Annotated in this window: 17 protein-coding genes and 2 pseudogenes; 8 read left to right on the top strand and 11 right to left on the bottom strand. The window is 60.3% G+C overall.

What is annotated here, in order from left to right; genetic code table 11:
* The 3 genes and pseudogenes from X726_RS0136820 to X726_RS01000000167730 all read right to left on the bottom strand — a co-directional run.
* Window positions 1-262: pseudogene (locus tag X726_RS0136820) on the bottom strand (hypothetical protein); the annotation flags it as partial.
* 1 nt (window position 263) lies between these two features.
* On the bottom strand, window positions 264-683 hold the full coding sequence (locus X726_RS138225; RefSeq protein WP_023673694.1) for a hypothetical protein: 420 nt from the start codon (window positions 681-683) through the stop codon (window positions 264-266).
* Window positions 684-916: 233 nt separating this feature from the next.
* On the bottom strand, window positions 917-1,852 hold the full coding sequence (locus X726_RS01000000167730) for an AraC family transcriptional regulator (protein WP_023673693.1): 936 nt from the start codon (window positions 1,850-1,852) through the stop codon (window positions 917-919).
* 475 nt (window positions 1,853-2,327) lie between these two features.
* On the opposite strand from X726_RS01000000167730, the gene X726_RS1000000170920 reads away from it, so the two are divergent.
* Window positions 2,328-2,531 carry a hypothetical protein gene (locus tag X726_RS1000000170920; RefSeq protein ID WP_156940746.1) on the top strand — a complete coding sequence of 68 codons (204 nt, stop codon included), beginning with the start codon at window positions 2,328-2,330 and terminating at the stop codon, window positions 2,529-2,531.
* A 130-nt stretch (window positions 2,532-2,661) separates the two neighbouring features.
* Here the strand turns inward: X726_RS1000000170920 and X726_RS138230 are convergent, their stop codons facing one another.
* The 3 genes from X726_RS138230 to X726_RS138240 all read right to left on the bottom strand — a co-directional run bounded on the left by X726_RS138230 (window position 2,662) and on the right by X726_RS138240 (window position 4,799).
* Window positions 2,662-2,862, bottom strand: a complete 201-nt coding sequence (locus X726_RS138230) for a hypothetical protein (RefSeq protein WP_023673691.1) — start codon at window positions 2,860-2,862, stop codon at window positions 2,662-2,664.
* 289 nt (window positions 2,863-3,151) lie between these two features.
* Entirely contained in the window at window positions 3,152-3,961 is an 810-nt protein-coding gene (locus X726_RS138235; protein WP_023673690.1) for a L,D-transpeptidase, read from the bottom strand.
* A 175-nt stretch (window positions 3,962-4,136) separates the two neighbouring features.
* Complete coding sequence (locus X726_RS138240; protein ID WP_023673689.1) at window positions 4,137-4,799, bottom strand: haloacid dehalogenase type II; 663 nt, start codon at window positions 4,797-4,799, stop codon at window positions 4,137-4,139.
* 166 nt (window positions 4,800-4,965) lie between these two features.
* On the opposite strand from X726_RS138240, the gene X726_RS138245 reads away from it, so the two are divergent.
* From X726_RS138245 to X726_RS138260, 4 genes are all read left to right on the top strand, one after another.
* Window positions 4,966-5,844: a branched-chain amino acid aminotransferase gene (locus tag X726_RS138245; RefSeq protein ID WP_023673688.1), complete on the top strand. Its 879-nt coding sequence runs from the start codon at window positions 4,966-4,968 to the stop codon at window positions 5,842-5,844.
* 105 nt (window positions 5,845-5,949) lie between these two features.
* Window positions 5,950-6,552: a superoxide dismutase gene (locus X726_RS138250; RefSeq protein WP_023673687.1), complete on the top strand. Its 603-nt coding sequence runs from the start codon at window positions 5,950-5,952 to the stop codon at window positions 6,550-6,552.
* A gap of 159 nt (window positions 6,553-6,711) precedes the next feature.
* On the top strand, window positions 6,712-7,149 hold the full coding sequence (locus tag X726_RS138255) for a cytochrome c (protein ID WP_023684552.1): 438 nt from the start codon (window positions 6,712-6,714) through the stop codon (window positions 7,147-7,149).
* Window positions 7,150-7,158: 9 nt separating this feature from the next.
* On the top strand, window positions 7,159-8,109 hold the full coding sequence (locus X726_RS138260; RefSeq protein WP_023673685.1) for a cytochrome c: 951 nt from the start codon (window positions 7,159-7,161) through the stop codon (window positions 8,107-8,109).
* 20 nt (window positions 8,110-8,129) lie between these two features.
* On the opposite strand, the gene X726_RS138265 is transcribed toward X726_RS138260, so the two are convergent.
* The 3 genes from X726_RS138265 to X726_RS138275 form a co-directional block, all read right to left on the bottom strand.
* Window positions 8,130-8,519, bottom strand: a complete 390-nt coding sequence (locus X726_RS138265; RefSeq protein WP_023673684.1) for an SET domain-containing protein-lysine N-methyltransferase — start codon at window positions 8,517-8,519, stop codon at window positions 8,130-8,132.
* Window positions 8,520-8,665: 146 nt separating this feature from the next.
* Window positions 8,666-9,292 carry a LysE family translocator gene (locus tag X726_RS138270; RefSeq protein WP_023673683.1) on the bottom strand — a complete coding sequence of 209 codons (627 nt, stop codon included), beginning with the start codon at window positions 9,290-9,292 and terminating at the stop codon, window positions 8,666-8,668.
* The gene (locus tag X726_RS138275) at window positions 9,289-11,436 is read right to left on the bottom strand and encodes a S9 family peptidase (RefSeq protein ID WP_023673682.1); all 2,148 of its coding nucleotides are present in this window, start codon (window positions 11,434-11,436) and stop codon (window positions 9,289-9,291) included. Before X726_RS138275 ends, X726_RS138270 begins: the two co-directional genes overlap by 4 nt.
* Window positions 11,437-11,550: 114 nt before the next feature.
* On the opposite strand from X726_RS138275, the gene X726_RS138280 reads away from it, so the two are divergent.
* Together X726_RS138280 and X726_RS138285 are read left to right on the top strand one after the other, a co-directional pair.
* Window positions 11,551-11,925 carry an SH3 domain-containing protein gene (locus tag X726_RS138280; protein ID WP_023673681.1) on the top strand — a complete coding sequence of 125 codons (375 nt, stop codon included), beginning with the start codon at window positions 11,551-11,553 and terminating at the stop codon, window positions 11,923-11,925.
* Window positions 11,926-12,337: 412 nt separating this feature from the next.
* Window positions 12,338-12,763: a MucR family transcriptional regulator gene (locus X726_RS138285; protein WP_023673680.1), complete on the top strand. Its 426-nt coding sequence runs from the start codon at window positions 12,338-12,340 to the stop codon at window positions 12,761-12,763.
* A gap of 126 nt (window positions 12,764-12,889) precedes the next feature.
* On the opposite strand, the gene X726_RS138290 is transcribed toward X726_RS138285, so the two are convergent.
* Window positions 12,890-13,318, bottom strand: coding sequence for a SufE family protein (locus X726_RS138290; RefSeq protein WP_023673679.1), 429 nt, complete (start codon window positions 13,316-13,318; stop codon window positions 12,890-12,892).
* A gap of 116 nt (window positions 13,319-13,434) precedes the next feature.
* The gene (locus X726_RS138295) at window positions 13,435-13,803 is read right to left on the bottom strand and encodes a DUF5330 domain-containing protein (RefSeq protein ID WP_023684546.1); all 369 of its coding nucleotides are present in this window, start codon (window positions 13,801-13,803) and stop codon (window positions 13,435-13,437) included.
* Window positions 13,804-14,334: 531 nt separating this feature from the next.
* On the opposite strand from X726_RS138295, the pseudogene X726_RS0136815 reads away from it, so the two are divergent.
* Window positions 14,335-14,635: pseudogene (locus X726_RS0136815) on the top strand (PAS domain-containing sensor histidine kinase); the annotation flags it as partial.

Below are 14,635 nucleotides of genomic sequence, written 5' to 3'. Positions count from 1 at the left end.
CGAGCGCGGCGAGCGCGGCCAGGCCGCCGAGCACGCTGGCCGGGCTCACGCCACAGGCCAGAGCCGAACGCACGCTGGTGCCGCTTCCCAATGTTCCCAGACCCATATTCTTGCGACCGAATCCAAGAACCCGGTGAGCCATGCGCAGCACCGCCATCAGGCGGCGCCGCACCGAGCGGCTGTCGGCCGCGCCCGCGATCCAGTTTCCGACAAAGCTTGAAGAAAGTTCGATCCTTCTCCGCCCCTCGACGCGTTTGGTCATGCTAGTTTTTCCTCGCAATTGCCGAGGCGCTCTGATGTGCCGCACCATTCGCCTCGGTGGCCAAAAAATCTTCGAAATTGCGCGTCTTCTCCCGCAACGAGAGACCGACCTTCGCGCCTTGTTTTTCAATCAGCTGATAGGCGCTCGCGACCCATGGCTGCGTCGGTTCTGGAACCGCATGCAGTGCAGCCTCCGTCCGTTCCGGCGGCAGGTTTACCGCCACCAGCGCGCGGCAGAGATCGAAATGAAATCCCGGATCGCCTTCACCACAAGCCGGAGAGGTCAGTCCAAGCACGAAACAGGCCAGGAGATGGTCGAGTTCCGCAGCGCTGATCCGGCTGGCGTATTGGCGTTGCAGTGCAGCCCAGGCCGCTTCGGCCTTAGGCGCGAAGACCTCGATTTCCGCGAATTGAATGTCCATGGGACAATCCGACATGCTGTATCATCTGGTTGCTCCCCCGCCCCAAATGACTTCAATCGCGACCATGAGCACATTCGCGGTGCAGGTATTTTGGAATAATCCGGAATCTTTGTAGGAAAATCCGGTATTTGGTCCCTGCGCGACAACTGTGACTGCTCTGCCACACAACCTTCGACTATACTGAAGATCAATCGAGGTATCGCCGCGGACAATCATGCGCGCCGCAACAGTCGTTAACGTTGCAGCTTCACCTGCCTGGGGGTTCTGTTCCGGTATCTGGACATGGTGACCGTCAAGTGGCTCTGGTCCGAGAATCCACTGAGATGAGCGACTTCCGCAATCGACAGGTCGCTCTCGATGAGAAGTTTTTCGGCGAAATCGAGACGCAGCCGCAGCAGGTATTTGTGCGGCGGCTCGCCAAAGGTCTTGGTGAATGCCAGGATGAAATGGCTCGGCGAAAGGCCACAGAGTGCGGCCAACTCGGCCACCGCGATTTTGCTGGAAAAATTTACCTCCAGGAATTCGCGCACCCGCCGGGCGCTGCGGTTCGACAGACCGCCCTTTGGGGCTTGTGGCAACTTTCGCGCTCCTGCGTAGTTCCGAAGCAAATGGACGCCGAACATGGTGACCAACGAATCGATATAGAACTCGTTTGGAGTTTCCCGATCCGTCAGTTCCGCCTTCAGCAACTGCGCGAGTTGCAGCGCTTGGAAGTCGACGGTCCCGTACGGCGGCGGCTGAAGCTCGGCATGGCCGGTGTCGAATTCACGCGTTGCCAGCTCGAAGAGACTCTCGGGGGTGAGCGCCACGATTACGCTTTCCGTGGTGGATGACCGGGTCACCTTGCCGCCGAGGTCGGCTGGGACGATCATGATCATGCCGACGTCGCCGTCGTATTCGTGGACTTTGTCGCTGCCCAGCGATGCCGCAATCCCTGGTGAGGGTGTAAGCAGAACCGAAGCGAAATGTTCCGCCGCTTTGAATGTGTGTGATCCCGGCCCATGAACGACATGAGCCGCGCCGCCTCGAAACGTGACCAGGTAGCACCCCGCGCTTTCCGGAATTCCGTCGAAGATGCGACGATCCGCGCGCCGCCGCTCTGTCCCGGCGCTTTCCTGGACGTTGCCTCTATGTTGCATCTTCGTCTCTGCCACTGCTGCGCCGATCAATCCAATCCTGTGCTGTATCGAGGCGCCCAAAATTCACGTTTGCTCCTGGACGTTCCTTCGAATCCTACAGATGCTGCTTTATATTGCAAAGAAGAATTTGAGCTCAAATGAAAATTTTACCAGGATTTTGACTATAAATTTACAGGTTTGAATTTTTAGCCAAGGCTACCTGACTATTTTCCGATCTTATCTTACCATTTTGCCTAGTTATTGTGCATAGTGTGCCATCGCAATCCAGCGTTGTATTCCGAATATAGATCGCGCGGCCATTGACAGAGCTGGTCGACTATCTGTCATTGCCACGGACGATCCGGCAGCAGTTATCGCCCGAATCATGGCTTCTTTCCCTTGTGCTTCTTCATGGCGGTGGCCAAATGGCCTTGATCCGAAAATCCCGCGAGGTAGGCGACTTCGGCGATGGCGACCCTCCGGGAGCGATCCAGGGCTGCGGACAGAGCATATCCCGCTCCCCCGCATGGTTGCTCTTCTGGGATTGGCATTTTCGGGCATTATGTCCGAGGGCGTGCCGATCGACCCGATCGGCGCCTGCGCTGCGTTCCTGAACCTCGCCCGCATTTTTCATTCAGCCTTGCCTCAGCCGCTTTGCCAGCCCATCGAAATTCCGTGCCGTGCAAACAGCCAACCCGGAAATCCGGACGGCAATTTGTATCCCCCATAGTCCTGCCCAAAGGCAGCGTAGCGCATCCCGTGGATAGAAAAAACATTGTAAGTGAAGAAAAAAGTTCGCGCGAGAAAAACATGGCCTGGCTTGGCCGGCGCTACGGAATTATCCGGCTCACGCAGGCCTGCTAAAGATCGCCTCGGCGTTTCTCGTACAGATCCCAGGACAGCTCGACCATGGCCAGAAGAACGTCTTCCTGGCTCCACCCGGCGGCAACCGCCGCCTCGACAATTCCACGGACGAGCGGCAGCAATTGGCGCTCGCATTCGGCCGACAGGTTGGCCTGGGCGCCGTCGGCAGGCGGACTATCGAAATCAAATCCCACCATCGGCGTTCCCCCGCCATCAATGATCTAATGAAATGTATGTCTCTGCAATCATACTCCCGTCTAATATACATCAATCGGTAACGAAACACAGCAGCGTCGAGATTGACAGGGCATGGCCGCCCCGATTGCAGCGGCTCCATGGTTCGTCTGGATGTCTTTTTTGGCCTCCTGTTGCCGGCATTGCATATCTTGGATGCGAACCCCAGGCATTCGCGTAAAGCTATCGGGATCCTGGCGAGCTTTGCCGCATGGAGCGGAACCTGCCGCTTCATGGCATCGATGAAGTCGATCAGGTCACCGGGCCGAGCAGGACCGAGCCATCCGGCACCCCGCCATCGATCGGGATGGCTCTGCGGTTTGCGCTCGCCGCCATCGGCTGGCCGATGTCGGACGTCACGATGACCGGGCTCTTCGACGGCACGCGGTCGTAGAGGTCGATGATGTCCTGATTTATCAGGCGCACGCAGCCTGACGAGACGGATTTGCCGATCGAGTTCCATTCCGGCGAGCCATGCAGGCGGTAGAGCGTGTCGACGTTGTCGTGGAACAGGTAGAGCGCGCGGGCGCCGAGCGGGTTCTTGAGGCCGCCGGGCATGCCGCCGTTCTTGGCGCTGTATTCTTCCAGTTCAGGCTGGCGGGCAACCATCTCATCGGGCGGCGTCCATTTCGGCCATTTCTGCTTCCACTGGACGACGGCGTCTCCCGACCATTCGAAGCCGGCGCGGCCGAGGCCGACGCCGTAACGGATCGCCTGGCCGCCTTCGCGCACCAGATAGAGGAAATGGTTGGTCGTATCGACGATGATGGTGCCTGGCCGCTGGCCGGTCGGATCGGGAACGATCTGGCGCAGGAACTGCGGGTCCATCTTCTTGATCGGGATGGCCGGGAGCTCGAACCCGCTGTCGGAAATCGTGCCGTACATCGTCGCATAGTCGCCGAGCGGCGGCTCGTCATAGGTCGGCGGTGGCGGTTCGACCGGCGCCGGCGCCGGTCCGGTGGTGGTGCAGGCGGAGACCGCAATCGAAGCGGCGCCAAGGGCTGCAGCATTCAGAAAGCCGCGACGGCTCAGGCGATAGGGGTCGATTTCGGTCTTCAACATGGTTGCCTTTTTTAAGTCTCGAATCGCAAGAAAGCGTGAATGCCTTCAAGCGGCGCAGTGGTCGGCCTCCCCCAATGCCTGACGCGATAGGCGGTTCCGATTCTGGCCTGAGGGTGGACAAACAAAGGCGAAGCTGTGACCGCCCTGCCACTGTTGCTCGAAGGCAACAGAGTGATCAGCCGCCGGTCAGCAGGCCTTCAAGCGACGGCAGGATCAGCGCCGGCGGGAAATCCCGGTATTCCTCGGGCTGGTTGGCGCGGTTGATCCATACGGTGCGAAAGCCGAATTTGGTGGCGCCGGCGACGTCCCAGCGGTTGGACGACTGGAATGAGACGGCGCCCGGATAGAGTCGCCAGCCCGTCGCCACCATGTCGTAGGTCGACGGGTCGGTCTTGAAGCGCCTGACGGCGTCGACCGAAAAGATATCGTCCAGCACCTGGTCGAGGGCGGCCGACTTGACCGCCGCTTCCAGCATCTCGGGCGAGCCGTTGGACAGGATTGCGAGCTTGGCGCCGGATGCTTTCAGCGCCTTGAGCACGGCCGGCACTTCCGGATAGCAGTCGAGCCGCCAATAGGCTTCGAGCAGCTTGGCCTTCAGTCCCTTGTCGGCGGAGGGAACCTTGAGCAGGGCGAAATCGAGCGCTTGTTCGGTGAGCTGCCAGAAATCGGCATAGCCGCCCATCAGCGTGCGCACCCAGGAATATTCCAGCTGCTTGGCGCGCCAGATTTCCGAAAGCAGCGGGCCGTCGGGGCCGATCTCGCCGTCATGACGGCGCACGGCTGCGTGCACGTCGAACAACGTGCCATAGGCGTCGAAAACGTAAGCCGCGTAATGCATGGCGACAGTTTTGAGGCCAGGCGGCGCAAGGTGCAAGCATCGATTACAGTCTTGAGCGCTTCTTCGGGCGCTCTGGCCTCAACAAATCCGCTCCATGCCGGTTGACGGCGCCGGTCAAAGCATCTTCCAATGCCTGGCAACAAACAGCTTTGAAGCGGAACGAACAATGACACTGGCGACTGCGGCGCTATCGGCGACATGGACCTTCGTCGACGGCGACTGGTACGAAGGCAACGTCGCCATTCTGGGTCCGCGCAGCCACGCCATGTGGCTCGGCACCAGCGTCTTCGACGGCGCCCGCTGGTTCGAAGGCGTCGCCCCCGATCTCGAGCTGCATGCCGCCAGGGTGAACGCATCGGCGACCGCGCTCGGCCTCGCGCCGTCGATGAGCGCCGATGAGATTGTTGGACTGACCTGGGACGGGCTGAAGAAGTTCGACGGCAAGACAGCGGTCTACATCAGGCCGATGTACTGGGCCGAGCATGGCGGCTATATGGGCGTGCCGGCCGATCCGGCCTCGACCCGTTTCTGCCTCTGCCTTTACGAATCGCCGATGATCTCGCCGACCGGCTTTTCGATCACCGTGTCGCCGTTCCGGCGGCCGACCATCGAGACCATGCCGACCAATGCCAAGGCCGGCTGCCTCTATCCCAACAATGGCCGCGCCATTCTCGAAGCCAAGGGACGCGGCTTCGACAATGCGCTGGTGCTGGACATGCTGGGCAATGTCGCCGAGACCGGAACCTCGAACATCTTCCTGGTCAAGGACAGCCACGTGTTGACGCCGGCGCCGAACGGCACCTTCCTGTCCGGCATCACCCGCTCGCGCACCATGACGCTGCTTGGCGATTACGGCTTCAAGACCACGGAGAAGATGCTGTCGGTGCGCGACTTTCTCGAAGCCGACGAGATCTTTTCGACCGGAAACCATTCCAAGGTCGTGCCGATCACCCGCATCGAGGACCGCGATCTGCAGCCCGGGCCGGTGGCCAAGAAAGCGCGCGACCTTTATTGGGAATGGGCGCATTCGACTTCCGCCGGTTGAGCCGCTAAAAGGCAATTGGCGCTTCATTCCGGAGTTGTTCCAGATCAATGCAGCCCTATCTTAATCCGGTATCCGCACCGGATTTTTCCATGAGGAGTATGACCGATGGCTTTTGAATTGCCCGCCTTGCCCTACGACTACGAGGCCTTGCAGCCTTACATGTCGAAGGAGACGCTGGAGTATCACCACGACAAGCACCACAAGGCCTATGTCGACAACGGCAACAAGCTGGCCGCCGAAGCGGGCCTTGGCGATCTGTCGGTCGAAGAGGTGGTCAAACAGTCGTTCGGCAAGAATGCCGGCCTCTTCAACAACGCAGCCCAGCACTACAACCACATCCATTTCTGGAAGTGGATGAAGAAGGGCGGCGGCGGCAACAAGCTTCCGGGCGCCCTGCAGAAGGCTTTCGACGCGGATCTCGGCGGGTACGACAAGTTCAAGGCCGACTTCATCGCCGCCGGCACCACGCAGTTCGGTTCGGGCTGGGCCTGGGTCTCGGTCAAGGACGGCAAGCTGGCGATATCCAAGACGCCGAACGGCGAGAACCCGCTCGTCCATGGCGCATCGCCGATCCTCGGCGTCGATGTCTGGGAACATTCCTATTACATCGACTACCGCAACGCGCGGCCGAAATATCTCGAGGCCTTCGTCGACAGCCTCATCAACTGGGACCATGTCCTTGAAATGTACGAAGAGGCGAAAGCCTGATCGACCCAGAGAAGCCCCGGTACTCCGGGGCTTTTCTTTCTCAGCTGAAGCAGCAGGCACACAAAATTCGGCAGAATCCGGCCGGCGGACAGGGAATAATCCCGGCCCGCCCTCCGTTAACGTTAGGTCGCGACCCCTCATCATCCTGGAGCCAATTGAATGAGAAAGCTTGTTATCGCCATCTCTATGCTCAGCCTCGCCGCCTCGGCGGCTTTTGCCGACCCGATCCTCGACCGACAGGGACTGATGAAGGAACGAGGCAAGATCGTCGGCGGCCTGTCAAAAATCGCCAAGGGCGAGGCAGACTTCGATGCCGCCGCCGTGCTGACGGCGCTGCAGGCGCTGCAAGTCAATGCCGAGAAGTTCGATGTCGACACGCTGTTCCCGGCCGGCAGCGACAGCGGTGATACCACCGCCTCGCCCAAAATCTGGAAAGACATGGCGGGCTTCAAATCGACCGAAGACAAGTACCTCGCCGACGTCAAGGCCGCAGTCGCCGCCGCCCCCGCCGATGTCGATGCGTTGAAGGCGCAGATCGATACGCTCGGCAGTGATTGCGGCACCTGCCACAAGACCTATCGGGTGAAGAAGAGCTGATCCCGGGCAATGCCCTTGTGGAAAAAATTTGTCGGCGCCGCCCTTGTCCTGGGTGTCGTCGGTGCCGGCGCCGGCTGGCTGTTGTCGGCGTCGGTCAAGCTCGACACTGACACCCTGGCGCAGCTCGGCCCCGGCGACGCCGCCAGGGGCAAGCGCATTTTCAATGCCGGCGGCTGCACCTCCTGTCACGCCAAGCCAGGCTCGCAGGGTGACGCCCGTTTGCAACTGGTCGGCGGCCTCGAGCTCAAGACGCCGTTCGGCACCTTTGTGCCGCCCAACATCTCGCAGGATCCCAAGGACGGCATCGGCGCCTGGACGGTCGAGGACCTTGCCAACGCCATGCTGAAGGGCGTGTCGCCGTCGGGCGAGCATTTCTATCCGGCCTTCCCCTACACATCCTACGCCCGCATGAAGCCGGCTGATATTGCCGATCTCTATGCGTTCCTGAAGACGCTGCCGGCGGTCGCCGGCAAGGCGCCGGACAATTCCCTGAGTTTCCCCTTCAACATCCGCCGCGGCCTCGGCCTGTGGAAGCGGCTCTATCTCAGCAAAGAGCCGGTGATTGCCTTTGCCGATGGCACGCCTGATCCGGTACTCGCCGGCCGCTATCTGGTCGAGGGGCCTGGCCATTGCGGCGAATGCCACACGCCGCGCGACATCACCGGCGGCACCAGGAAGAGCCAGTGGCTGGCTGGCGCGGCGGCCGCCGAAGGCAGCGGCATCGTGCCGAACATCACATCGGGCGAAGGCGGGCTCGGTGACTGGTCGGAAGCCGACATCGCCAACTATCTGGAAACCGGTTTTACCCCTGATTTCGATTCGGTCGGCGGCGCCATGGTCGACGTGCAGCACAACATGGCCGAACTGCCGCCGGAAGATCGCGCGGCAATAGCCGCCTATCTCAAGGCGGTGCCGCCGCATCCCAACGGCTACCCGGTGCGCAGCAAGCCGGCCAAGTGATCCCGGCTACAGGTGGCGATCTACAGGTGGCGATCACCGAGGAAGTCGAAGCCCGTCTCGAAGAAATGACTGTAATTGCAGGTCAGTTCCTCGCCGGGTGCGATGTCGCGCAAGGCATAGGTTTCCTCGGGCGAGGAGACATCGCAATTCGGTTCGTCGTCATGGTTCATGTAGCGTGCGTCGTCGGCTTCGAAGACGATGTAGTTCGGATCCCGGCGGTCTGGATAGGAATAACGGTCGAGATAGTTCTTCACCGGGCCGCTCTCGCCTTCATAGGTCTCGACGTCGATGATCCGGTCGAATCTGGGGTCGAGCTTCCAGACCAGCGTGCCCTTGGCAATGTGGTTCCTGGCGAAAACCCCGATGCCCTGGATCGGTGATTTCTCGAGATAGGTGTCGACGAGCAACATAGTGGCCCCTTTGCGTATGTCATGGTCTGGAAGGTGGCGCGCATTGGGTAGCGCGCAGCCATTGCAAATGCGAGTGAAAATGAGCAGCCTGGAATTCAAAAAGTGACGACCGGCGCGCCTCGACGGGCGCGCCTTTCGCATCGACATCAGCGCTGCTGCAAGGCCAGACGGACGCCTAACGCGCAGTAGATGCCGCCAACCACCTTGCCTTGCAATTTCACCACCGACGGATTGCGGCGCAGGAACGTGCCGAGCCGGCCCGCACTCACGGCAAAGACGACTGTGCTGAAAAGGCCGAGCAGAACAAAGATTATGCCCAGCGTCATCAGCTGGAGCATCACCGATCCGTTTTCAGGCCGCACGAACTGGGGCAGGAAGGCAAGGAAGAAAAGCGCCGTCTTTGGATTAAGCACTTCGGTCAGGACAGCTTGACGAAACGCCTTGCTGGCGGAGATCGCGAGTGCACCGGCAGTAGGATCGGCCGGTATTTTCTCGATGATTGCGCGAATGCCGAGGTAAACGAGATACGCCGCGCCGATGTATTTTACGACGCTGAACAGCGTTGCCGAAGTGGCGATGATCGCCGAAATGCCGACCATCGCCATGATGGTATGGAACACATCGCCAGCCGCGACGCCCGCGCCCGTCGCGACGCCAACCCTGGTTCCGGAACTCGTCGCTCGCGCGACCGTCAAAAGCGTGGCTGGGCCTGGAATAAACACAAAGCCAAGCACAACCGCTATGTAAGCCGTCAAGGTGGATAGATCGATCATTGCGACGCCTCCGTTGCATTCTCAGCCTTGCCCGTAACCTCGGGTTCGGGCTTGGCCGTAACCTTGAGCGCGAAGGAGTAGGTATAGGCGATCTCCTCCAGCCTTGAAAAGCGGCCGGAGGCGCCGGCATGGCCGGAATCCATGTTGATCTTGAACAGCACCGGATTGTCGCCGCTCTTGCGCTCGCGCAGCCGCGCCACCCATTTGGCCGGCTCCCAATAGGTGACGCGCGGATCGGTGAGGCCGGCCAGCGCCAGGATCGGCGGATAGTCGTGATCGGCGACATTGTCATAGGGTGAGTAGGCGGCGATCGTTTGGTAATCTTCCGCCGACGCGATCGGGTTGCCCCATTCCGGCCACTCCGGCGGCGTCAGCGGCAAACTTGCGTCGAGCATGGTGGTCAGCACGTCGACGAAGGGAACCTCGGCAACGATGGCGCCGAAATTTTGCGGCGCCATGTTGGCGATCGCACCCATCAACATGCCGCCGGCCGAGCCGCCTTGCGCGACGATGCGGTCGTGTTGGGTGTAACGCTCGGCGACGAGATGCTGCGCGACGGCGATGAAATCGGTGAACGTGTTCATCTTGTGCGCCCGCTTGCCGTCGTCATACCAGCCATAGCCCTTGTCCTTGCCGCCGCGGACATGGGCGATGGCAAAGACAAAGCCACGGTCGACCAGCGAGAACCAGTTGGTGTTGAACGCCGCCGGAATGGCAATGCCGTAAGAGCCGTAGCCGTAAAGCAGGCACGGTGCGGAGCCATCGAGCGGCGTGTCGCGGTGGTGCAGCAGCGAGACCGGCACCAGTTCGCCATCGGCGGCCGGCGCCATCAGCCGGCGCGTGACATAATGATCCGGATTGTGACCGGACGGCACTTCCTGGGTCTTCAGCAGCACACGCTCGCGGCTGCGCATATTGTAGTCGAAGACCTGCGCCGGGGTCGTCATCGACGAATAGGTGAAGCGCATGATCTCGGTGTCGTATTCATAGGACCCCGACAGGCCGAGCGAGAACGCCTCTTCGTCGAACGAGATCAGATGCTCCTCGCCGCTGCGGCGATCGCGAACGACGATGCGCGGCAGCCCTTCCTTGCGCTCGAGCCTGACCATATGATCCCTGAAGCCGACCACCGACAGGATCAGCCGGCCTGGCTCGTGCGCCACCAGCTCTTCCCAATTGGCGCGAACCGGGTCATTAGCCGGCGCCGTCATGATCTTGAAGTCCTTGGCGCCGTCGGCATTGGTGAGGATAAAGAAGATGTCGCCGCCTTCTTCCAGATCATATTGCAGGCCAGTCTCGCGCTTTGCCACCAGCTTTGGCTCGGCGAAAGGCTCATCGGCGCGCATCAGGTGATATTCCGAGGTTTCGTGATCGTTGATCCCGATCATGATCCATTCGTTGGAGCGCGTGCCGCCGACATCCATGAAGAAGCCGGGATCGGTTTCCTCATAAATCAGCCGGTCATTAAGGGGGCTGCCGCCGAGCGCGTGGAACAGCACCTTGGACGGGCGATGATTGTCGTCGAGCCTTGTGTAGAAGAAGCCGTCATCGGCGGCATTCCAGACGCCGCCACCACTGGTGGCCTCGATCTGGTCGCTCAGTTCCTTGCCGCTGGTGAGATCGCGCACGCGAAGTGTGAAGAATTCAGAGCCCTTGTCGTCGAACGCCCACAACAGCTTGCGGTGATCGGCCGAATGGTCGACGCCGCCGAGGCGGAAATAGGGCTTGCCCTCGGCTTCCGCGTCGCCATCGAGCAGGATCTGCTCATCGCCGCCATCGCGCGGCATGCGGAAATAGCGGGGCTGTTCGCCGCCAAGCTTGAAGGATGAGCCGTAAGCATAGGGGCCATCCTTCATCGGCACCGTCGAATCATCTTCCTTGATGCGCCCCTTCATCTCGCCGAACAGCTGCTTCCGAAGCTCTAGCGTATCGGCCATAAGCACTGCTTGATAGGCGTTTTCGGCTTCGAGATGGGCGCGGATGCGGCCCTCAAGCAGGGAAGGGTCCCTGAACATCGCCTGCCAGTTCTCGGCCCTCAGCCAGGCATAGTCATCTGTGCGGGTAATGCCGTGATGCGTGTCGAAGACGGGGTGTTTCTCGGGGCTCGGCGGGCTGGCGGTCGGAAAAGCTGAGGTCTTGGTCATTGCGTCTCACTGAAGAAATTACTTGAATGGCAAATGAACACGCCGATCAGCGCGGGTTCAAGGGCCGGGATGTATTGGTTGCGGCGGGCTCGGGAGATGAGCCAAAAGGAGAGGATGATGAATTTCCATATCAACACCGCTGCGGCTCTCGCCGTCGTCGCTTCGACCGTTCTGGCTTTCACCGGCCAGTCTCATGCAACCGCGTTCGCCGCTTGGCAAGTGGCTGGCGTGCCGTTCGGCGACACGCTCAACGTTCGCAAATATCCGTCCGGCACCTCGCGGAAGCAGGCCGCCTATCCTAACGGGACGATCCTGCAGATGACCGGCAAGTGCACCGGCGGCTTGAATCTTCTGGAGATCGCCGGCCAGCCGCACTGGAAACAGAAACAGGCAATTCGCTATCAATGGTGTCAAGTTTGGCACGACCCGGCGCAAAATGGTGGTTTTGTTAGTGGCTGGGTCTATGGAAAATACCTCACGCCGTATTGAATCCGGTCAGACCGAAGATCTTCTTCGGCGTGTTTCGCCAACGCTTTGCAACTTACAGTTTGGTACGAATCCGACAATCAGCCGCCCAAACCTCGAAGCATAGACCAAGCATCGCTGCCCACTTTATGAGTCCTTGCTGATTTAGCGGTGGTGTGACCTTACGTCATGCTAGTCCTGGTCCGACCAGAAAATATCGCGAAGTTACAGAGTGCACGAAAGATTGAAGCTGAAGAGCGACTATTCGATGAATATCGTTGAATATAGCGCAAGATGCGAATTGACTTACTTTGTCTGTGGGCTCATTAAGATGCCCGGACGCGAATCCATGAAGCTCTTCCCGCGTGAAATTCGCGCCATGCCCGATCTTCCAAAAAGGGCGCAAACAGAAACATCCTTCGTTGGGGCCTAAACCATGGATATCGTCGAAACACCTTCCAGAAATAGCGATGCGCTGATCGAGCTGACCGCCGATGTGGTGGCAGCCTATGTCAGCAACAATCCCGTGCCGGTCGGCGAATTGCCGAACCTTATCGCTGATGTCCATGCCGCTCTCGGGCGCGTGGGCGGAGCAAGCGAACAGCCTCCGGCCGACAAGCAGAAGCCTGCGGTAAACCCGAAGCGCTCTGTTCATGACGATTACATCGTCTGCCTTGAAGATGGCAAGAAGTTCAAGTCGCTGAAGCGCCACCTGATGACCCATTACGGTCTGACGCCCGATGAATACCGCGAGAAGTGGAATCTCGACGCCAGCTATCCGATGGTTGCCCCTAACTATGCCGCTGCCCGTTCGCAGCTGGCCAAGAAGATGGGCCTCGGCCGCAAGCGCAAGGGGCGGTAACACCGGCTCCAATGGACAAGATCAACGGCGCCCCTTACGGCGCCGTTTTTGTTTCTAGAACAATTCCAGGAAAACTGCCGAGCGCTTTCCCTTGGAATTGCGTCGAAAGAAGAGAAGATAGAGCAATCAAGCAGTCTGCTTGAGAGCCATCTCGGCGTCCCGCTTGACGCGCTTGACCATCGAGCGCAGGCCATTGGCCCGCTGCGGCGACAGATGTTCGTCGAGGCCAAGCGACCTCAGCGTCGCCTCTGCGTCCGTTTCAAGGATCTGGCTGGCAGTCCGTCCCGAAAACAGCGCCAGCATGATGGCGACCAGACCGCGCACGATATGAGCGTCTGAATCGCCTGTGAAGGTGATGACCGGATCGGCGCCCGGCGCTCGGCTCGTGGTCAGCCAGACCTGGCTGACGCAGCCCGGCACCTTGTTGGCGGCGTTGCGTTCGGCGTCGGGAAATGGCGGCAGCGCTTCGCCGAGCTCGATCACATAGCGATAGCGGTCTTCCCACTCGTCGAGCAGGGAGAAGTCGTCGCGGATCGTCTGGATCGTCGTGGCCATTGCTCGGGATATAGTCATCCGCGGCTGCGGCGTCACGGAAAAAGAAGAAAAGCACCGCAGGCATCGAGAGGTCCGACCGGCCTGCGGTGTCGCTGTAGATACAGCTGAAACGGTGTTTAGTTCTTCGCCACCAGCTTGGCAGGTATGTTGACTGTCGCCGGCAGCACGATGTCCTTGGCGACGCTGCCGGTGGCCAGCGATGTATCGGGCGAGGTCTCGGCGCTCTTGTCGTCCAGCATGGCGGCGGCGATCTTGGCGGTTTCCTTGGCCCGGGCGCTGATCGTATGCATCGCCGACTTGCCGGTTTCGCAGACGTCCGGCTTGCGCTCGCAAATGCCCGCGATGTCGCCGACCGCTTCGCGCGCCGCAAAAAGCGCCTGGAACGGCCCGACGCTCTCGCGGCCATCCTCGTCGGGGCCGACGGTCAGCGGCAGCGCCAGCAACACCAGCGAAAACCAGAACGCCATTCTTATCAAAAAGCCCATCGATCTGCCCTCTCGTCCAATGACCGGATCATGCGTCCATGCGCAATGACCTCTTTATATCAGCGACAATGGCACATGAGGCGCAAAGGACGGCTTTCTTGCTCAGCGAAAATTTTCCTCAAATTTTAGGCAAATTCGAAGCGAGGCGTTTTGCAGTGCATTAGCCTCAAATGCCGGCAATTTTCTTAACCTTGCAGTAACCATCTAAGCGATTGTTGCGCATGGATATCTTCAGAAGAGCAGGCATGCCGGCTCAGGGTTTCGCAGCCACGAGCACGCCCTTTGCACATAACGCTCCGTTTACTATGGCCACAAATGGCGGTGCATTCCGGTGCCGGCGCTCCAATTTTTGCCGCAGCGCGCTCGTTGTTCCGGTCAGCCTTATTCATTCCTTAAACGCTGGATGCGAGTTTCAAACAAGCAAAAGCGACCTGCAAAGCAGGGCAGTCACGACCGGGTGCGAGTGCGTTGAGTTTGACAACTGCCAGATACATTGAACTGCCTGGCGCGCTGGCGGCCGGTTGCGAACGCATGGTCCATCCGGCCATCATCGGCCAGGGCGATCGCCTGCGCCAGCGCCGGTTCATCGGCATCATGCTTGCCGCTCCGTTCTTCGCCGCCGGTGCGGCGGTGACACTGGTCACCTCGGGCATGGGCGCCGCCGTCACCGTCGCAGCCATTTTCGCCGCCTTCGGTCTTTGCTGGTTCGCCGCCTTGCTGGTGGCGGCGTCAGGCAAGATGACGCTGGCAGCCCAGGTTGCCCTTGCCGCCGGCGGTCTTGCGCTTGCCGGCGCCGTCGCGGCAGCAGGCGGCCTGGCGTCGCCGGTTGCGC

The sequence above is a fragment of the Mesorhizobium sp. LSJC285A00 genome (assembly GCF_000503155.1).
Lineage (GTDB): Bacteria > Pseudomonadota > Alphaproteobacteria > Rhizobiales > Rhizobiaceae > Mesorhizobium.
The sequence above is the reverse complement of the archived record's forward strand: the minus strand, read 5'-3'. Positions and strand labels throughout refer to the sequence as shown.